General features: G+C 68.4%; 11 protein-coding genes. 7 read left to right on the top strand and 4 right to left on the bottom strand.

Going from position 1 to position 17,009, the window contains the following annotated elements; translation table 11 throughout:
* Positions 1 to 223 precede the first annotated feature (223 nt).
* Positions 224 to 1,006 (bottom strand): SDR family oxidoreductase, encoded by a 783-nt coding sequence (locus WME85_RS40555; RefSeq protein WP_437829072.1) that lies wholly within the window; start codon positions 1,004 to 1,006, stop codon positions 224 to 226.
* Positions 1,007 to 1,049: 43 nt separating this feature from the next.
* Here WME85_RS40555 and WME85_RS40550 point away from each other — a divergent pair, with 43 nt between their 5' ends.
* The 7 genes from WME85_RS40550 (at position 1,050) to WME85_RS40520 (ending at position 12,452) form a co-directional block, all read left to right on the top strand.
* Positions 1,050 to 1,247 (top strand): hypothetical protein, encoded by a 198-nt coding sequence (locus tag WME85_RS40550; protein ID WP_437829069.1) that lies wholly within the window; start codon positions 1,050 to 1,052, stop codon positions 1,245 to 1,247.
* A 306-nt stretch (positions 1,248 to 1,553) separates the two neighbouring features.
* Entirely contained in the window at positions 1,554 to 2,840 is a 1,287-nt protein-coding gene (locus WME85_RS40545; RefSeq protein WP_437829067.1) for an ABC transporter substrate-binding protein, read from the top strand.
* Complete coding sequence (locus WME85_RS40540; protein WP_437829065.1) at positions 2,837 to 3,748, top strand: carbohydrate ABC transporter permease; 912 nt, start codon at positions 2,837 to 2,839, stop codon at positions 3,746 to 3,748. The genes WME85_RS40545 and WME85_RS40540 overlap by 4 nt, the downstream gene beginning before the upstream one ends.
* 116 nt (positions 3,749 to 3,864) lie before the next feature.
* Positions 3,865 to 4,632, top strand: a complete 768-nt coding sequence (locus WME85_RS40535; RefSeq protein WP_437842497.1) for a carbohydrate ABC transporter permease — start codon at positions 3,865 to 3,867, stop codon at positions 4,630 to 4,632.
* Positions 4,629 to 7,010 carry an alpha-xylosidase gene (gene yicI / locus WME85_RS40530; RefSeq protein WP_437829063.1) on the top strand — a complete coding sequence of 794 codons (2,382 nt, stop codon included), beginning with the start codon at positions 4,629 to 4,631 and terminating at the stop codon, positions 7,008 to 7,010. Before WME85_RS40535 ends, yicI begins: the two co-directional genes overlap by 4 nt.
* Complete coding sequence (locus WME85_RS40525; RefSeq protein ID WP_437829061.1) at positions 7,007 to 9,982, top strand: glycoside hydrolase family 3 C-terminal domain-containing protein; 2,976 nt, start codon at positions 7,007 to 7,009, stop codon at positions 9,980 to 9,982. Before yicI ends, WME85_RS40525 begins: the two co-directional genes overlap by 4 nt.
* Positions 9,983 to 10,562: 580 nt before the next feature.
* Positions 10,563 to 12,452, top strand: a complete 1,890-nt coding sequence (locus WME85_RS40520; RefSeq protein WP_437829059.1) for a DUF4215 domain-containing protein — start codon at positions 10,563 to 10,565, stop codon at positions 12,450 to 12,452.
* A 350-nt stretch (positions 12,453 to 12,802) separates the two neighbouring features.
* Here WME85_RS40520 and WME85_RS40515 read toward each other — a convergent pair whose 3' ends face one another.
* The 3 genes from WME85_RS40515 to WME85_RS40505 all read right to left on the bottom strand — a co-directional run bounded on the left by WME85_RS40515 (position 12,803) and on the right by WME85_RS40505 (position 16,643).
* Complete coding sequence (locus tag WME85_RS40515; RefSeq protein WP_437829058.1) at positions 12,803 to 14,773, bottom strand: FG-GAP repeat protein; 1,971 nt, start codon at positions 14,771 to 14,773, stop codon at positions 12,803 to 12,805.
* A 376-nt stretch (positions 14,774 to 15,149) separates the two neighbouring features.
* Positions 15,150 to 15,899, bottom strand: a complete 750-nt coding sequence (locus WME85_RS40510) for an SDR family oxidoreductase (RefSeq protein ID WP_437829056.1) — start codon at positions 15,897 to 15,899, stop codon at positions 15,150 to 15,152.
* 114 nt (positions 15,900 to 16,013) lie between these two features.
* Positions 16,014 to 16,643: a TetR/AcrR family transcriptional regulator gene (locus tag WME85_RS40505; protein WP_437829055.1), complete on the bottom strand. Its 630-nt coding sequence runs from the start codon at positions 16,641 to 16,643 to the stop codon at positions 16,014 to 16,016.
* Positions 16,644 to 17,009 lie beyond the last annotated feature (366 nt).

Raw genomic sequence — 17,009 nt, 5'->3', positions numbered from 1 at the left:
TCTCGCCCCGAAGGAAGTCATGATCGAGAGAGTCGCGGTCGCAGCGCTGCTCGCCGTGCTCGCCGCGGGGGGTAGTGCTGTCATTTGAACATGAAGGCGGTAAGGCGGGAAGAAAATCTCAATGATCTTCCCGCCTTACCGCCTTCATGTGAACCCTCTCTGGGCAAATGACAGCACCACCGCCGCGGGGTCCCTGACGCTGGCCGCGTGCGGTCGCACCAAATCAAAGCAGTGCACGATCGAGGTGTACATATCCTCCATCGACATGAATGAGCTGTCCGGTGATGTGCGAGGACTTTTGTGAAAGCAAAAAAACTACCATCGCGGCGATTTCTTCCTTTGTAGTCATTCTTTTTCCCAATGGAATTTTGTCATTTATCAGCTTTAATTTTTCTTCGGGATCAGGAAATTTTTTGATCCAGGTGTCATATGCTGGGGTATAGCATTCTGCAACAATTACAGAGTTCACCCGAACCTCGTAGGGCAGAAGCTCCACCGCCCATTCGCGCGTGAGCGCGTTCCGCCCTCCGTTGGAGGCGGCATATGCGGAGGTATTGCCTTGCCCTGTTTCGGCCGTCTTCGATCCGATGTTGACGATTGAACCTTTGCTGCGAATCAGTTCCGGCAATGAATAGTGCGCCATCAAATAATAATGGATCAGGTTTTTGTGGAGCGAGTCGATGAATTTCTCATAGCTCCCCGAAGCCAGGCCCACGCCGTCATTCACGCCTGCGTTGTTGACGAGCGCGTCGATCCTTTCGAATTTTGACATCGTCTCTTCAACGGCCCGCCTGCACGCGTCGTTCGACGCAAGCTCGGCGGTTACATGGCCGCACTTGGACCCTTGCGAAACGATCGATCGACATAGCTTCAAATTGTCGCTCTCGTCACGTCCGATGATTATCGGAATGGCTTTCTCCTCTGCGAGCGCTCGTACGATGCCTTCTCCGATACCTCTGGCGCCCCCGGTGACCATGACGACCTTGTTCTCTAATCCCAGATCCATATTGTTCTTTTTTTGAGGTTGAGGTTATGAATTTTGCTGAAGTATGAAGCTGATCGCGTCGGATGCCGCCCGCGCGGGCGGCTCGACCCTCACGATCACGGTCGCGCCCACGCTCGCCTGGACCGTGCGGCCGCCGTGCAGTGAAGCCGCACCGGCGAGGGTAGTGCTGTCATTTGAACATGAAGGTGGTAAGGCGGGAAGAAAATCTCAATGGTCTTCCCGCCTTACCGCCTTCATGTGAACCCTCTCTGGGCAAATGACAGCACCACCCCGGCGAGAGCGCGCAAACCGCCGAGGACGCCGCGAGGAGCGATACCCCTGTGCTCTCTCGGTGCCTTGGCGGCTTCACTCTTCCCACGATTTTCATGGGTGCTGCCTCCCGGTGCGCCTCGTCGCGACGGTTGCTCACATTCTCCCAGGTGAACATGTGACGAGCGTTTTGTGTGATTTCCTTGTTGTGTGAACGTTCACACGGGTTTATCATCCCCGCACTCGGAGCGCTTCGAAAAGGAGGGCCGATGTCCATTTCTCACCCCGGAGGAAATTTATGATCAAGAGGGTCGCGGGCGCAGCGCTGCTCCCCGTGCTCGCCGCAGGGGCCCTGACGCTGGTCGCGTGCGGTCGCAGCGACGGCGGCGAGCCTGGCGCCAAGGAGCTGCGGGTCTGGCACTACGAGGCTCCCGAGAGCGGCATGGGCGTGGCCTGGAACGAGGCCATCAAGGAGTTCGAGGCCACCCATCCGGGCGTGAAGGTCAAGCTCGAGCTGAAGGGCTTCGAGCAGATCCAGAAGACCGCGCCCATGATCGTGAACTCCCAGAGCGCCCCCGACGTCATGGAGTACAACAAGGGCAACGCGACCGCCGGGCTGCTCGCCAGGCAGGGCCTGCTCGAGGAGATCACCCCCGAGGTCAAGAAGCGCGGCTGGGACAAGCTGCTCAGCCCGAGCGTGCAGGTCGTCGCCAAGTACGACGACAAGGGCATCATGGGCGGCGACAAGTGGTACGGGGTGCCCACCTACGCCGAGTACACGCAGGTCTATTACAACAAGGACCTGTTCAAGCAACACGACGTCAAGGTCCCGACCACGTTCGACGAGTTCACCAAGGTGATGGACGCGTTCGTCGCCAAGGGCGTCACGCCGCTGGCCAACGGCGGCGCCGAGTACATGGCGCAGCAGTACGTCTACCAGCTCGCGCTGGACAAGGCCGACGAGCCGTGGGTCAACGCGTTCCAGCGCTACACAGGCAAGACCGACTTCACCGACCCGGCGTGGACGTACGCGGCGACCACGTTCGCCGACTGGGTGACGAAGGGCTACATCGCCAAGAGCTCGGTCAGCACCAAGGGCGAGGACGCCGGCGTGGCGTTCATGAGCGGCAAGTTCCCGATGATGTTCTCCGGGAACTGGTGGTTCGGGCGCGTGGCCAAGGAGGCCAAGTTCGACTGGGATACCTTCGTGTGGCCCGGCGCCAGGATGACCCTCGGATCGGGCGGCAACCTGTGGGTCGTCCCGAAGGGATCGAAGAACAAGCAGCTCGCCTACGACTTCATCGACATCACGCTGCAGAAGAAGATCCAGAACATCCTCGGCAACGCGGGCGGCGTCCCGGTGGCGGCCGACAGCGCGGCCATCACCGAGCCCAGGGCCAAGAAGCTCATCGACGGCTTCACCACCCTCGCCCAGTCGAACGGCCTGGCGTACTACCCGGACTGGCCGGCCCCGGGCTTCTACGACCAGTGGGTCTCGCAGACCCAGAAGCTCATGAACGGCGAATCGCCGCAGTCGGTGCTCAGCGGTCTCCAGAAGACCTACGACAGCGGCCTGCCCAAGTGACAGCACGCAGCGCGACAGGGCGTGCCCGGCTCGCCTACCTGCCCTACCTGATCCCCGGACTGCTGCTGTTCACCGGGGTCATCGGGGTGCCGTTCCTGATGAACATCGGGACCAGCTTCACCGAGTGGGCCGGCGTCGGCACCCCGACGTGGGTGGGGCTGGACAACTACCGGGAGCTGGCGACGGACGGCGAGTTCTGGGCGTCGTTCCGGCACAACGCGCTGGTCATCGTCGGGATGGCGATCCTCCCGACGATGATCGGGCTCGTGCTGGCCTCGGTCCTGACCGACCTGATCGACCGGCACTTCGGCCCGCGCACCGCCAGCGCCCTGCGCGCCTGCATCTACCTGCCGCAGGTCCTGCCGATCGTCATCGCGGGCATCGTGTGGAGCTGGCTGCTGGCCCCCGAGAACGGCGCGGTGAACGTCCTGCTGGGCGCGATCGGGCTCGGCTCGCTCGCGCACGACTGGCTCGGCGATCCCGCCACCGCGCTGTGGAGCGTCATGGGGGTCATGGTCTGGATCCAGATCGGATTCCCCCTCGTGATCTTCATGTCCGGGCTGCAGCGCGTGGACCCCTCGCTGTACGAGGCGGCCGAGATCGACGGGGCCTCGTGGGCGCAGCGCTTCTGGTACGTCACGGTCCCGCAGATCAAGCCCGAGATCTTCGTGGTGCTGCTGTGGACGACGATCGCCGCGCTCAAGGCGTTCCCGCACATCTTCGTGCTCACCAGGGGCGGCCCGGGAGGCGCGACCAACGTGCCGTCCTACTACTCCTACGTCCATTTCTTCGAGAAGACCGACGTCGGCTACGGCTCGGCGATCGCCACCGTGCTGACGCTGATCGTCATCGCGCTCACCATCGTCTTCCTGCGGCTGCAGGGCCGTGAGCTGGGGGAGGAGCGGTGACCACGACGCTGGCCAAAAGCCCGGTGAGCGCGCCCGCGCGGAGCCGGCCGCGGCGGCGCCGCCGGGGTCCGTCGGCCTACGCGGTGCTGGCGGCGCTGGCGGCGCTGGCCGCGATCATGCTGATCCCCTTTGCCGTGGTGGTCTTCAACGCGCTGAAGACGCCGGCGGAGTACACCGCCAACGGCCCGCTCGCCCCGCCGGAGGGATTCCATCTCGAGGGGATCAGGGCCTTCTGGGAGCGCGTCGGCTTCGGCCACGTCCTGCTCAACAGCCTGCTCATCAGCGGCTCGGTGGCCGTGCTGGCGGTCATTTTGTCGGTGCTGAACGCCTACGCGCTGGGCATCGGCCGGATCCAGGGCCGGATGTGGGTGCTCGTCCTGCTGCTGATGGCCAACACGCTGCCGCAGGAATCGCTGGTCTACCCGCTGTACTACCTGGCCAACCAGCTCGGGCTCTACGACACCCGGATCAGCGTCATCATCGTATTCACCATCATCCAGAGCGCGTTCGGCACGTACCTGCTGTCGTCGGTGATGTCGGCGTTCCCCCGGCCGCTGCTCGACGCGGCGCGGATAGACGGCGCCAACCGGTGGCAGATCCTGTGGCGGGTGGTCGTGCCGGTCGTGCGGCCCACGCTGGCGGTGATGCTCGTCTTCTTCTTCATCTGGACCTGGAACGAGTTCCTGATCCCCCTCATCTTCCTCATCTCCAACGACAATCAGACGGTCTCGGTCGCGCTCGGCGTGCTGCAGGGACAGCGGCTGATGGACGCCACCATGTCCAGCGCCGCCGCGCTGCTCGGCCTGCTGCCGACCGTCGTCTTCTACCTCATCTTCCAGCGCACGCTATCGCGCGGACTCACAGCAGGAGCGATCAAAGAATGAAGTTCACCGACGGTTATTGGGAGATGTGCAAGGGTGTGCACGCGGTCTACCCGATGCAGGTCCTCGACGTCGACATCGACAACGACGCCGGGCCAGCGTCGTTCGTCGTGCAGGCGCCCGTCCAGCGGATCCGGCACCGCGGCGACCTGCTCAAGGGACCGGTGGTGACCGTCACCTGCGCGTCGCCGATGCCTGACGTCATCGGCGTCACCATCACGCACTTCGCGGGCGCGCGGCCCCGCGGCCCGGCGTTCGAGCTGGCCACCGACCCGACCGGGGAGGTGAAGGTGGACGAGGACGCGGCCACGCTGACCTCCGGCGCGCTGTCGGTGCGGATCGGGCGCGGGCGGGTCGGGCGCGACGACGGGTGGAGGCTCGACTTCCTGGCCGGGGGCCGCCGCCTCACCGGCAGCGCGCGGAAGGCGATGGCGATCATCGACACAGACGACGGCCGCCACTACGTGCGCGAGCAGCTCGACCTCGGCGTGGACCACTTCGTGTACGGCCTCGGCGAGCGGTTCGGGTCGCTGGTCAAGAACGGCCAGGTCGTGGAGATCTGGAACAACGACGGCGGCACGTCCAGCGAGCAGGCGTACAAGAACGCGCCGTTCTTCCTCACCAACGCGGGCTACGGCGTGTTCGTCGACCATCCCGGGCGCGTGTCGTTCGAGGTGGCCTCCGAGGCGGTGTCGCGGACGCAGTTCAGCGTCGAGGGCCAGTCGATGCGCTACTTCGTCATCTACGGGCCGACGCCGAGGGAGATCCTGCGCAAGTACACCGCGCTCACCGGGCGGCCCGCGCGGGTGCCGGACTGGTCGTACGGGCTGTGGCTGTCCACCTCGTTCATCACCAATTACGACGAGGCGACGGTCACCTCGTTCATCGACGGGATGGCCAAGCGGGGCCTGCCGCTCAGCGTGTTCCACTTCGACTGCTTCTGGATGCGCGAGTTCCGGTGGTGCGATTTCGAGTGGGACCCGCGCGTGTTCCCCGACCCGCCCGGGATGCTGCGCCGGCTCAGGGAGCGCGGCCTGCGCATCTGTGTCTGGATCAACCCCTACATCGGGCAGCGCTCGCCGCTGTTCGAGGAGGGCAGGGCGCGCGGCTACCTGCTGCGGCGCCCGAACGGCGACGTGTGGCAGTGGGACCTGTGGCAGCCGGGCATGGGCATCGTCGACTTCACGAACCCCGAGGCCCGCGCCTGGTACGCCGCCAAGCTCGACGCGCTGCTCGAGATGGGCGTGGACTGCTTCAAGACCGACTTCGGCGAGCGCATCCCCACCGACGTCGTCTACCACGACGGGTCCGACCCGGAGCGCGGGCACAACTACTATACCCACCTCTACAACCAGACGGTGTTCGAGCTCCTGCGCAAGCGGCGCGGCGAGGGCGAGGCGGTCGTGTTCGCTCGCTCGGCCACGGCGGGCGGGCAGCAGTTCCCTGTGCACTGGGGCGGAGACTGCGAGTCGACGTTCGAGGGGATGGGGGAGAGCCTGCGGGGCGGGCTGTCGCTGGGCATGACGGGCTTCGGCTTCTGGAGCCACGACATCGGCGGGTTCGAGGGCACCCCCGACCCGGCGGTGTTCAAACGATGGATCGCGTTCGGGCTCCTGTCGTCGCACAGCCGGCTGCACGGAAGCGGCTCTTACCGGGTGCCGTGGCTTTTCGACGAGGAGTGTGTGGAGGTGCTGCGGCGCTTCACCCGGCTGAAGATGCGGCTGATGCCCTACCTGGCCGGGGCCGCGCGGCAGGCGTACGGCGAGGGCCTGCCGGTGGTGCGCGCGATGGTCGTCGAGTTCCCGGACGACCCGGCCTGCACGCACCTGGAGCGGCAGTACATGCTGGGCGACGACCTGCTCGTGGCGCCCGTCTTCTCCGCCGACGGGGAGCTCTCCTATTATGTGCCGCGCGGCGTGTGGACGCACTACCTCACCGGGGAGCGCGTCGAGGGCGGCCGCTGGGTGCGCGAGCGCCACGGGTTCGACAGCGTGCCGCTGCTCGCTCGGCCGGGGGCGGTGATCCCCGAGGGCGCGGTGGAGGACCGCCCCGACTACGACCACGCGAACGGCGTGACGCTGCGCGTGTACGAGCCGGCGGACGGCGCCCGCGTCACCACCGTGATCCCGGGCGCGGGCGGGGACGCGGTCACGACGTTCACCACGTCCCGGACCGGCCCGGTGGTGCGGGTCGCGGCCGCGGGCGCCCCGGGTGCCTGGAGCGTTCTCCTCGTCAACCGCCGCGTCGTCGCCGTCAAAGGCGGGGAGAGCGCGGAGCACCCGCGGGGAGCGCTGGTCAGGGCGGCCGGCGGCGAGCTGGTCATCACGCTGGAAGAGAAGGGCTCGCCCACGGCGACCGGCCCCAAAGGAGACTACCGATGAAGAGATATCGCTCAATCGCTGCTTCCGTTCCGCTCGTCCTCGCGCTGGTGTTTCACCCCTCGAGCTCGAGCGCGGGTGAGACGCTGCCGTTCCAGGATCCCGGTCTGCCGATCGAGGTCCGCGTCAGCGATCTCCTCGGCCGGCTCACGCTGGACGAGAAGATCTCGCTGCTGCACCAGTTCCAGCCTCCCATTCCGCGGCTCGGCGTTCCGGCTTTCAAGGCCGGCACCGAGGCGCTGCACGGCGTGGCCTGGTCGACCGATCGTGACAACGGCGGCGCCGTCGTGACGGCGACCGGCACGGTGTTCCCGCAGGCGATCGGCCTGGCGACGACATGGAACCCGGATCTCATCCGGCAGGTCGGCGACGCTGTCGGGGACGAAGTGCGCGGCTATCACGCGCTCGCCCCGCGCGTCTGGGGTCTGCAGGTATGGGCGCCCGTGGTCAACCTGCTGCGCGACCCGCGCTGGGGGCGCAACGAGGAGGGCTACTCCGAGGACCCGCTCCTCTCCGGCGTGATCGCCACCGCCTACGGGCGCGGCCTCGAAGGGGACGACCCGCTCTACCTGAAGACCGCGCCGGTCATCAAGCACTACCTCGCCAACAACAACGAGATCCATCGCGATACCACGTCGTCGAACCTGCGCCCCCGGGTGAAGCACGAGTATGACGAGCTGGCCTTCAAGATGCCCATCGCCGCCGACGCCGTGACCGGCGTCATGACCTCCTACAACCTGGTCAACGGCAGACCGGCCACCGTCAACCCGGATGTCGGCGAGGTCGTGCGGAGCTGGACGCAGAAGACGCTCTACAACGTGTCCGACGCCTGGGCCCCCACCAACTTGACCGGCTCGCAGCGGTACTTCGCCACGAACGAGGAGGGCTTCGCGGCCACGCTCCTGGCCGGCGTGGACAGCTTCACCGTCGACGACGCCAACAGCGCGCACACCATCGAGATTCTCCAGTCAGCGCTCGCGCAAGGGCTCCTCACCGAGGAGGACATCGACGCCTCCGTCGAGCACGTCCTCTCCGTCCGCCTCCGGCTCGGCGACTTCGACCCGGAGGGGGGCCCCTATGCCGGCATCGGGCCCGAGGTCATCGACAGCCCGGCGCACCGCCAGCTGGCCCGCCGGGCCGCCGACGAGGCCGTGGTGCTGCTCGGGAACAGGCGTCGCCTCCTGCCGCTGGATCCGTCGGCCACGCGGCGGATCGCGGTCGTCGGGCCGCTCTCGGACACGCTCTACACGGACTGGTACTCCGGGGCTCTCCCGTACCGGGTCACGCCGCTGGACGGCATCCGCGAGCGGCTCGGCGGCGCCACCGTCCTCTCCAGCGAGGGCGTGGACCGGATCGTGCTGCGCGACGTGGCGAGCGGCCGCTACGTGACCGCCGGCGCGGACGAGGACGGGGACGTCCTGCGCGTCAGCGCGGCCAGCGCCGGTCCCACCGAGGAGTTCGACGTGTTCGACTGGGGGCAGGGGGTCGTCACGCTGCGCAGCGCGGCCAACGGCAAGGTGGTCGACCGCTTCAACTTCGGCCCCAACTTCGCGAACCACTCCGCCCAGCCGTACGGCTGGTTCGTCCAGCAGCAGTTCGTCCTCGAGGCGCAGAGCGACGGCACGCACGTCATCCGCTACGCCGGATACGAGAAGGCGTTCGACTGGGCCGGCCCCGAGGTCTACCTGACCATCGCCGAGGACGGCGCGCTCGCCCTGACCGCGACCGAGGCGGCCAACGCGGCTCACTTCGCGATCGACGTGGTCCGGAGCGGCGTCGACGAGGCGGTGCGCGCGGCGACGGGCGCCGACGCCGCCGTGGTCGTCGTCGGCAGCATGCCGTTCATCAACGGGCGTGAGGATCACGACCGCACGTCGATGGCGCTGGCCGAGCGGCAGTCCGCCCTGGTACGGGCGGTGCTCGCCGCCAATCCGCGCACCATCCTCGTGATCGAGACCAGCTATCCGCTGACCATCCCGTGGGAGAAGCTCCGCGTCCCCGCCATCCTGTGGACCACCCATGCGGGCCAGGAAACCGGGCATGCCATCTCCGACGTCCTCTTCGGCGACCACAACCCTGCCGGGCGGCTGACCCAGACCTGGTACCGCTCGGCGGACGACCTGCCGGATGTCCTCGAGTACGACATCATCAAGGCCCGGCGGACCTATCTCTACTTCGACGGTGATCCGCTCTACCCGTTCGGGTACGGGCTGTCGTACTCGACCTTCGGGTACGACAACCTCCAGCTGAGCGCGCGGTCGGTCCAGGCCGGCGACCCGATCTCGGTGCGCGTCGACGTCACGAACACGAGCCTTCGGGCGGGCGACGAGGTCGTTCAGCTCTACAGCCGCCAGCCATCGTCGCGCGATCCGCAGCCCAACAAGCAGCTGCGGGCGTTTCGGCGGATCCACCTCGCGCCGGGCGAGAAGCGGACGGTCGAGCTCGAGCTCGCCGCCTCCGACCTGGCCCACTGGGACGTGACTCGGGGCCGCTGGGTCCTCGAGGCGGCCGGCGTCGAGCTGATGGTCGGCTCCTCCTCGGCCGACATCCGCCGGAGCGCGGTCGTGCGCGTGCGCGGCGAGCGCATCCCGGCGCGCGACCTCGCCCGCGAGACGCGAGCGGTCGACTTCGACGACCACGCCGGCATCGAGCTGGTCGACGAGAGCAAGGAGTGGGGCGATGCCGCGGGCGCCACCGCGGGCGACTGGCTCCGCTTCTCCGATGTGGAGCTGGGCAGCGGTGCCAGCCACTTCAGCGGCGGCTTCGCCCGGGCCGAGGCGGGCGACGCGCTCGTCGAGATCCGGCTCGACGATCCGGTCCGCGGCAAGGTGGTCGGGACCGCCGTCGTGCCGAGCACGGGCGACGTGTACGCCTACGCCACCGCGAACGCCGAGCTCGACGGCGCGTACGGGCGACACGACGTCTACCTCGTGTTCCGTGGAGCCGCCCGCCTGTCGACCTTCGCGATCGACTGAGGGGCGGCTCGCCCAGCCCAGGGGCGGGCGCGGCCGGCGTTGGTCATCGGTCGCTCGCCCGGGCACATTGGCACATTCGCCAGGCGGTGGGAGCCCTCCGTGCCGATGTGCCTGAGACCACTACCCCATGGGTGTACTGTCGGAGGGCGAGCCCGGAACGTTTGATGAAAGAAAAGCAGTCCTTCCAGCAGACGATCCAGCCGCATTGTGTGCTCCGCGCGCGGATTCTCCCGGCGGTGCGCAGCCCCGGCCGGATCCGGCGACCGCGCACACCGGCGCGCGCCGAGGCAGGCGGCCCCCATGAAAAGGGGTTGGCAGGCGGAGCGGTTGCGCCGAAGATGGCATCACGCTGCGCCATGGGGTGAGGCACCTGAATCATCCCCTCGGATTCTTCGGATAATTCGCAGGGAGGCGAGGAGACGGGGAGACGGGGAGACGGGGAGACAGATCTTCAAAATACTCCCTGTCTCCCCGCCTCCCTGTTCAATTTCCCCGCTGAACATGGCCGTAAAATGAGGGGATTCCTCAGGTGAGGCACACCTCGCGTCACGACAACTCTCTCACGCGTTGGAGCAGGTGGATGAACGTACGACTCGTTGCAGGTCTTTTCGTGCTGGCGCTGTCGGCAGCCGCGGGATGCGGAGACGATGACGGCCAGGGCGGCGCCGGCGGCAATGGCGGGTCCGGCGGCGCTGGCGGCGCCGGCGCCACGAGCACCGGAACTGGTACAGGCGGGAGCGGTGGCGCCGAGCCGACCGGCACCGGCGGGAGCGGCGGGAGCGGTGGCGCCGAGCCGACCGGCACCGGCGGGAGCGGTGGCGCCGAGCCGACCGGCACCGGCGGGAGCGGCGGGGCCGAGCCGACCGGCACCGGCGGGGCCGGCGGGGCCGGCGGGGCCGAGCCGACCGGCACCGGCGGGAGCGGCGGCGCCGAGCCGACCGGCGCCGGCGGGAGCGGCGGCGCCGAGCCGACCGGCACCGGCGGGAGCGGTGGCGCCGAGCCGACCGGCGCCGGCGGGAGCGGCGGGGCCGAGCCGACCGGCGCCGGCGGGAGCGGCGGGGCCGAGCCGACCGGCGCCGGCGGGAGCGGCGGGGCCGAGCCGACCGGCGCCGGCGGGAGCGGCGGCGCCGAGCCGACCGGCGCCGGCGGGGGCGGCGGCGGGCCCACGGGCTCGCTGTACGAGGCCTGCGCGACGGACGATGCGTGCACCGAGGATATCTGCCTCTCCGAGGGGGAACTTGGATACCCCTCCGGGCTCTGCTCGGACCTGTGTGAGCCCGGGGAGGAGCCAGTGCCGGGCGGAGAGTGCGACGGCGGGGTCTGTCTCGATCTCTTCGAGGGCGTGGGCGCGTGCCTTCCGCTCTGCAGCGCGTCGTCGGATTGCCGCGACGGTTATGCCTGCGAGGACGTCGGCGGCGGCATCCAGGCCTGCGTCCCGAGGTGCACCTCGAACGCGCAGTGCCCCTCTCTCGGCGTGTGCGACACCCTGAGCGGCGTCTGCGTGCGCGGCGAGACGGACTGCGCGAACGATGAGGACGACGACGAGGACGGGTCCTACGACTGCGCGGACACCGACTGCGCCGCGACCTGCGCCCCGATCGCCGAGGCCGCCTGCGCGAGCGCGACCCCCATCGTCTCGACGACAATCCATGGCGACACGTCGGGGGGCACGAGCGGGCTGGAAGGGACCTGCTTCCTCGGCAACACCGGGCACGGGCCGGAAGAGATCCACCTGTTCACGCCGCCCGCCGGGCAGTCGGGCACGCTCGTGGTCGAGCTCGAGTCGCCGACCGATCATAGCGTCTACGCCCGCAGCTCGTGCGCGGACATGCTCTCCGAGATCGACTGCTCCGACGCGGGCGTCTTCGAGGATGGTTTGCCCGAGGAAGAGCGGATCGAGCTCCACGTGCGCGACGGCCAGACCGTGCCGATCGTCGTCGACAGCTATGTGCCGGAGGAGGCCGGTCCCTACACGCTGAACGTCAGCTTCACCCCGACCGTCTGCGGCGACGGGACCGTCAGCCCGACCGAGGAGTGCGACGACGGCAACACCACGAGCGGCGATGGATGCTCCGCCCTGTGCGCCTACGAGATCGAGGTGCTGTGCGAGGACGCGGTCGAGCTCGTCATCGGCGAGAACACGGGCAACACCGCGACCGGCACGTCGGTGTTCGAGGGCAGCTGCCTCGGCTGGGACGCGCCGGAGACGATCGGCAGGTTCACGCCGCCGAGCGACGGCACGCTCACCCTGACGCTGTCCGCGGAGGCGGACCTGGGCATCCACGTGCGCGAGAGCTGCGCGGACTTCGGCTCCGAGCTCGCGTGCGTCGACCAGGAAGGCCGCGGAGATGACGAGACGCTCGTGATCGATGTCACCGGCGGCGAGCCCCTGTTCGTCATCGTCGACACCTACAGGCCGCTCGACAGCGGTCCCTACACGCTTACCGTCGCCTTCACCCCCGCTCCCTGAGCGCCCCGCGCGCCGTCCGGCGCGCCAGGGTGCCCTCTCCTCGAGACCGAGTCGAGGTACGCTGCACGCGTGCTCGCCGTCCCGCCTTGACCCGCCGCCGCGCCACAAGCTCGCTGTCGCCGCCCTGCTCGCCGCCCGCGTGCTGACCGGCGCCCGCACGCCCGGCCTGACTCCGCCCGCGAGGGGGTTTTAGGGGGATATCGGTGCTCTAGAGCGCTTGTTCGCGCGGGTTTGATGCAGACGTCTCCCGTCTTCCGTCAGCGCCGTCTCGTCCTCGTGCTCCGCGGCGCGGAACCTGGCTCATCCGCCCGCGCGCGGCGCGGACGGACGGCAGGAGAGGGGCAGATGTCCTAGGGCGCGAAGACGTAGGCCGAGCCCGACCCGCTCCCGAAATCGTCGTCACCCGACGCGCCCACCACGATCGTATCCCCGTCGAGCGCGACCGTGGTGCCGAAGATGTCGGAGCTGGCTCCGTCGGAGGCAGAGAGCTCTTGCTGCTGCGTCCAGGTGGACCCGGAGCGCTCGAAGACGTACGCCGTCCCCGTGTCGGAGACGGAGCCAGCCTCCGCGCCCGTGGCGCCGATGACGGCCCTGTCGCCCTGGATCGCGACGGACATCCCGAAGTAGTCATAGGGAGCCGGACTCGTGGAAGCGAGCACCTGCTGCCCGGTCCAGCTGGAGCCAGAACGGACGAAGACGTAAGCAGCGCCCGAGGTGTTCCACGGATTCGAGTAGTAGTAGGCTCCCACGAGCACGGAGTCTCCGCTGATCCCCACACTCAGCCCGAAGTACAGCCCCGAGGCCGTCCCCCACTTCACCAGCTTTGCCTGCTGCGTCCAGCTGGAGCCAGAACGAACGAAGACGTAGGCAGAACCCTGGTTGGAGCCCGGGGCGTCATCGTTGGGAGCGCCGACGACGATGCTATCCCCGCTGATCGACACTGACGAGCCGAACTCGTCGCCCGCAGCGGCATCGCCCGCGACGAGCTCTTGCTGCTCGGTCCAGGTGGACCCGGAGCGGGTGAAGACATAGGCGCTGCCGGTGTTGGAGGCCGAATGGTCATGATGACTACTGCTGGCGACGAGGGTGTCTCCGTCGAGCGCGACCGACTGGCCGAAGGAGTCGCCTGGAACGCAGTCGCTGGCGTTGAGCTTCTGCTCCAGGGTCCAGCTGGAACCCGAGCCGACGAACACGTAGACCGCGCCGACGGCGGTTCCGCCCGTGCCGCTCTTGGAGGGCGCCGTGGCGGCGATGGTGTTCCCGCTGATCGCGACGGAGTAGCCAAACCACCCGCAGCCATCGGTACCCGGATCGTTGCACGTGAGCCTGGCCTGCTGGGTCCAGGTGGAGCCGGAGCGGACGAAGACGTAGGCCGCGCCAGCGTTCCTCAGGTTCCCGCCGACCGTCGTCGACTCGTAGGCAGCGCCCACGACGGCCGTATCGTCGCTGATCGCGACCGATCTGCCGAAGCCTACGTTGACTGCCCCGCTGGCGGGCAGGAGCTTCTCCTCCTCGGTCCAGACGAGCGGGTCCACAACCACCGGATACACAGCCCCGGCGTCGTCGACCTGGAGCGATACATGGCCCGCATTCAAGGCCAGCTTGGCTGGCAGGACCTTCCCGATCGCATCGACCACGTGCAGGTCCGTGTACCGCACCACCGCGTGCCCCTCGGCGTCTCGCCATTCGACGGCGTCCCCGCCCTCGGCGAGGGCCGCCTCCAGCGAGCTCTGGGCCTCCAGCGCGACGGTCACCGGCCCACCGCCCGCGGCCCTGCACGCGGGCGCGGAGGCCAGCGTGAAGCCCTGCTCCAGTCCCAGCGGCCCATTGACGTACCACTCCACGAGGTCCCCGCGCCGGTACTCGACGCGCCCCTCGGCGACCGTAGGCGTCGCGGCCTGCACGGGATCGAGCGCGCCGTCGCAGCCATAACCCACGGTGGCGACCGACCAGCGCCAGTCGCCCCGCCCCTCGCTCGGCGCGATCGTCACCCCCGAGGTGGTGAGCTCCGCGCCAAACCGCTGCGCCGGGTTCTGCACCCGGACCGCCGCTCCCCCTTGCTCCGCGCGGTATGCCTCTGAGGCCTCTGCCTGCACCGCCGCGATGTAGGCGGCCCGCAGCTCCGGCGGCATCATCGCACGCTGGCTCGGCCTCGGGGCCGCAGCCTCGACGACATCCGTGCCAAGAGGCGCGTCCTCCACCTCGGCGTCAACGACGCACGAAGCGCTACCCGCCACCACGATGCATGTTAGCCCGAACAAACCACCCAGCGGGTGTCTCCACGCCATGATTTCCTCGCCTTGCAAAAGAAGAGGATCCATATATTTGTTTTTATGTATCGCAGTCAAGGCAGGAAAACGATGCCAGAAACTGCGATGGGGCTCAGGTCGTCTGTATGGTGATGTCTGTGCCTTGAGCAAGGCGCGACATGATCCTCTCACGCTGCTCCCTCAAGCTGTTCGATGAGACGTTCCAGGAGCAGATGGAGGGCGTGCACAGGACGATGGGGGCAGGCGAGCCGCCGCAGCCACCGGCGCTGATGTGTAGGTGTCACGTTGCTCCAAGGCTACGTCGGCGCGTCGGGGTGCCGAGGCGGTGCAGCCGGATGCGTTCACACGGGCTTGGGGCCAGGAACCTGGAAACAGCCGAGGACGGGACGGTTCGCATCCGGCAAGGCGTCGCGCCTGACCGGGCGTTCTATACGCGCGTCATGCCGCCGTCGACCACGATCTCCTCGCCGGTCATGAACGAGGAGTCGTCGCTGGCGAGGAACAGTGCCGCGCGGGCGATCTCCTCGCTCGACCCGAGGCGCTTGAGCAGGATGCGCTCGGTGAGCGAGGCGTGGACGGCCGCGACCTGGTCGCGCGGTTGCGTCTTTTCGATGATTCCGGTGTCGGTGGGGCCAGGGCTCAGGACGTTCACCCGCACGCCGGCGCTCGCGAGCTCGGACGCCGCCGTTCGCGCCAGCGAGCGAACCGCCGCCTTGGAGGCAGCGTAGGCGCTCGCGCCGGCCATGCCGAGGTGAGCGTTGATGGAGGCGTTGAGCACGACGGCGCCGCCGCGGCGCAGGAGCGGAGTGGCCGCCTTCAGAGCGAGCCACGGCCCCTTGACGTTGACGCGAAACACCTCGTCGAAGTCGGCCTCGGGCTGCGCGGCGATCGTGCCCCCGCGCAGGATACCCGCGTTCAGAAACAGCACGTCGAGGCGCCCGTGGCGCTCGCCGACGTGGGCGAAGAGCGCCGCGATGGCGGCGCCGTCGCCGGAGTCCGACCGCAGCAGCTCGATGTCGGGGTGCAGCGCCGCGCGCGCCGCTTCCAGCGTCGCGCTGCTCCGGCCAGTCGCGATCACCCGCGCGCCTTCGGCGTGAAAGAGCTGGGCAGCGGCCAGGCCAATGCCGCTGGTCCCGCCGGTGATGAGAGCGACTTTACCTTCCAGCTTCCTTTGCATGACATCTCCTGAGGAATGAACGAATGTTTTTGGACAGATCTGTCCAGAATAGGGATAAAAAAATGCCGCTCGAGGCGGCTCGAAGGGGTTTGGGGGTGAGAGGGCGCGCGATGCTCAGTCCGAGGCCGAGCGCCCCGCCTTCGAGCCCCGTGCGCCGCTGGAGCGCGCGCGCAGGCCGTCCAGCGCCGCGTTCGCCACGTCGCGCAGCGCCTCCGCGCTGGCGCCCGCCTTGGACATCACCTTCATGCCGATGATCGCTGCGTACAGCAGGCGAGCCTGTTTGCGCTCGTCGACCGAGTCGCGCACCTCGCCCGCCGCCTTGGCCCGCTTCAGCTGCTGCTCGAGCAGACCCTCCAGGCGCGCAGCGCTCGCCGCGCCCACGCGCGAGACGTCCGCGTCGCTCACCCCGAGCTCGCAGACCGCCGTCACCCCCATGCAGCCGAGCAGACGTTGCTCCGCTCTCTCCCTGGAGAAGGAGAGCAACAACGCTTCGATCCCGGCGAGCGCTGAAGGCGCAGCCTCGACCCGGGCCACGCAGCCACGCACGCCCTCCGCGTTGTAACGCTCGAGGACCTCCACGAACAGCTCCCGTTTGCCGTGGAACGAGTCATAGAAGCTCTGCCGACCGATCCCCATCGCGTGGCGCAGATCCTCCGTCGAGGTGGCCTCGTAGCCCTGACGCCAGAACACGGCCTTCGCCGCTTCCAGCGCGACCTCGCGATCGAACTCCTTCGCCCTCGCCACCCTGAGACCCTACCATTATGGACAGCGCTGTCCAGAAAAATCGGCCGCCTTCCGCGCCTGGTCCGCGGAGCGACGTGGCCATCGCGCCAGGCGTCGGCGTCGCACGGAACGTCCGACCTTGGCTCGACCGCGCCGCGCTCCGAGCCGAACACCGGCGCTCGATCCGCAGGGCGCCACGCGAGCATCCGCGCGCCGGTTTGATTCATCCCGCGCATAGTTGCGTGTACGCGCGCGCACGCTCGCGACGGCGGATCTCTCTCCCTCACATCGGACGACATCGCCAATCAGCCCGCGCACGTGGGCGACCAGCGCGTCACCCAGGGCTTCAGGGCGCGCCCCTCGCAGGAGAGGGCGACCAGGAGGTCT

This window comes from Sorangium sp. So ce1153, assembly GCF_051521595.1.
In the GTDB taxonomy this organism is placed as follows: Bacteria; Myxococcota_A; Polyangia; order Polyangiales; family Polyangiaceae; genus Sorangium.
Note: the sequence above shows the minus strand (reverse complement) of the source record. Positions and strands in the feature narration are given on the sequence as shown.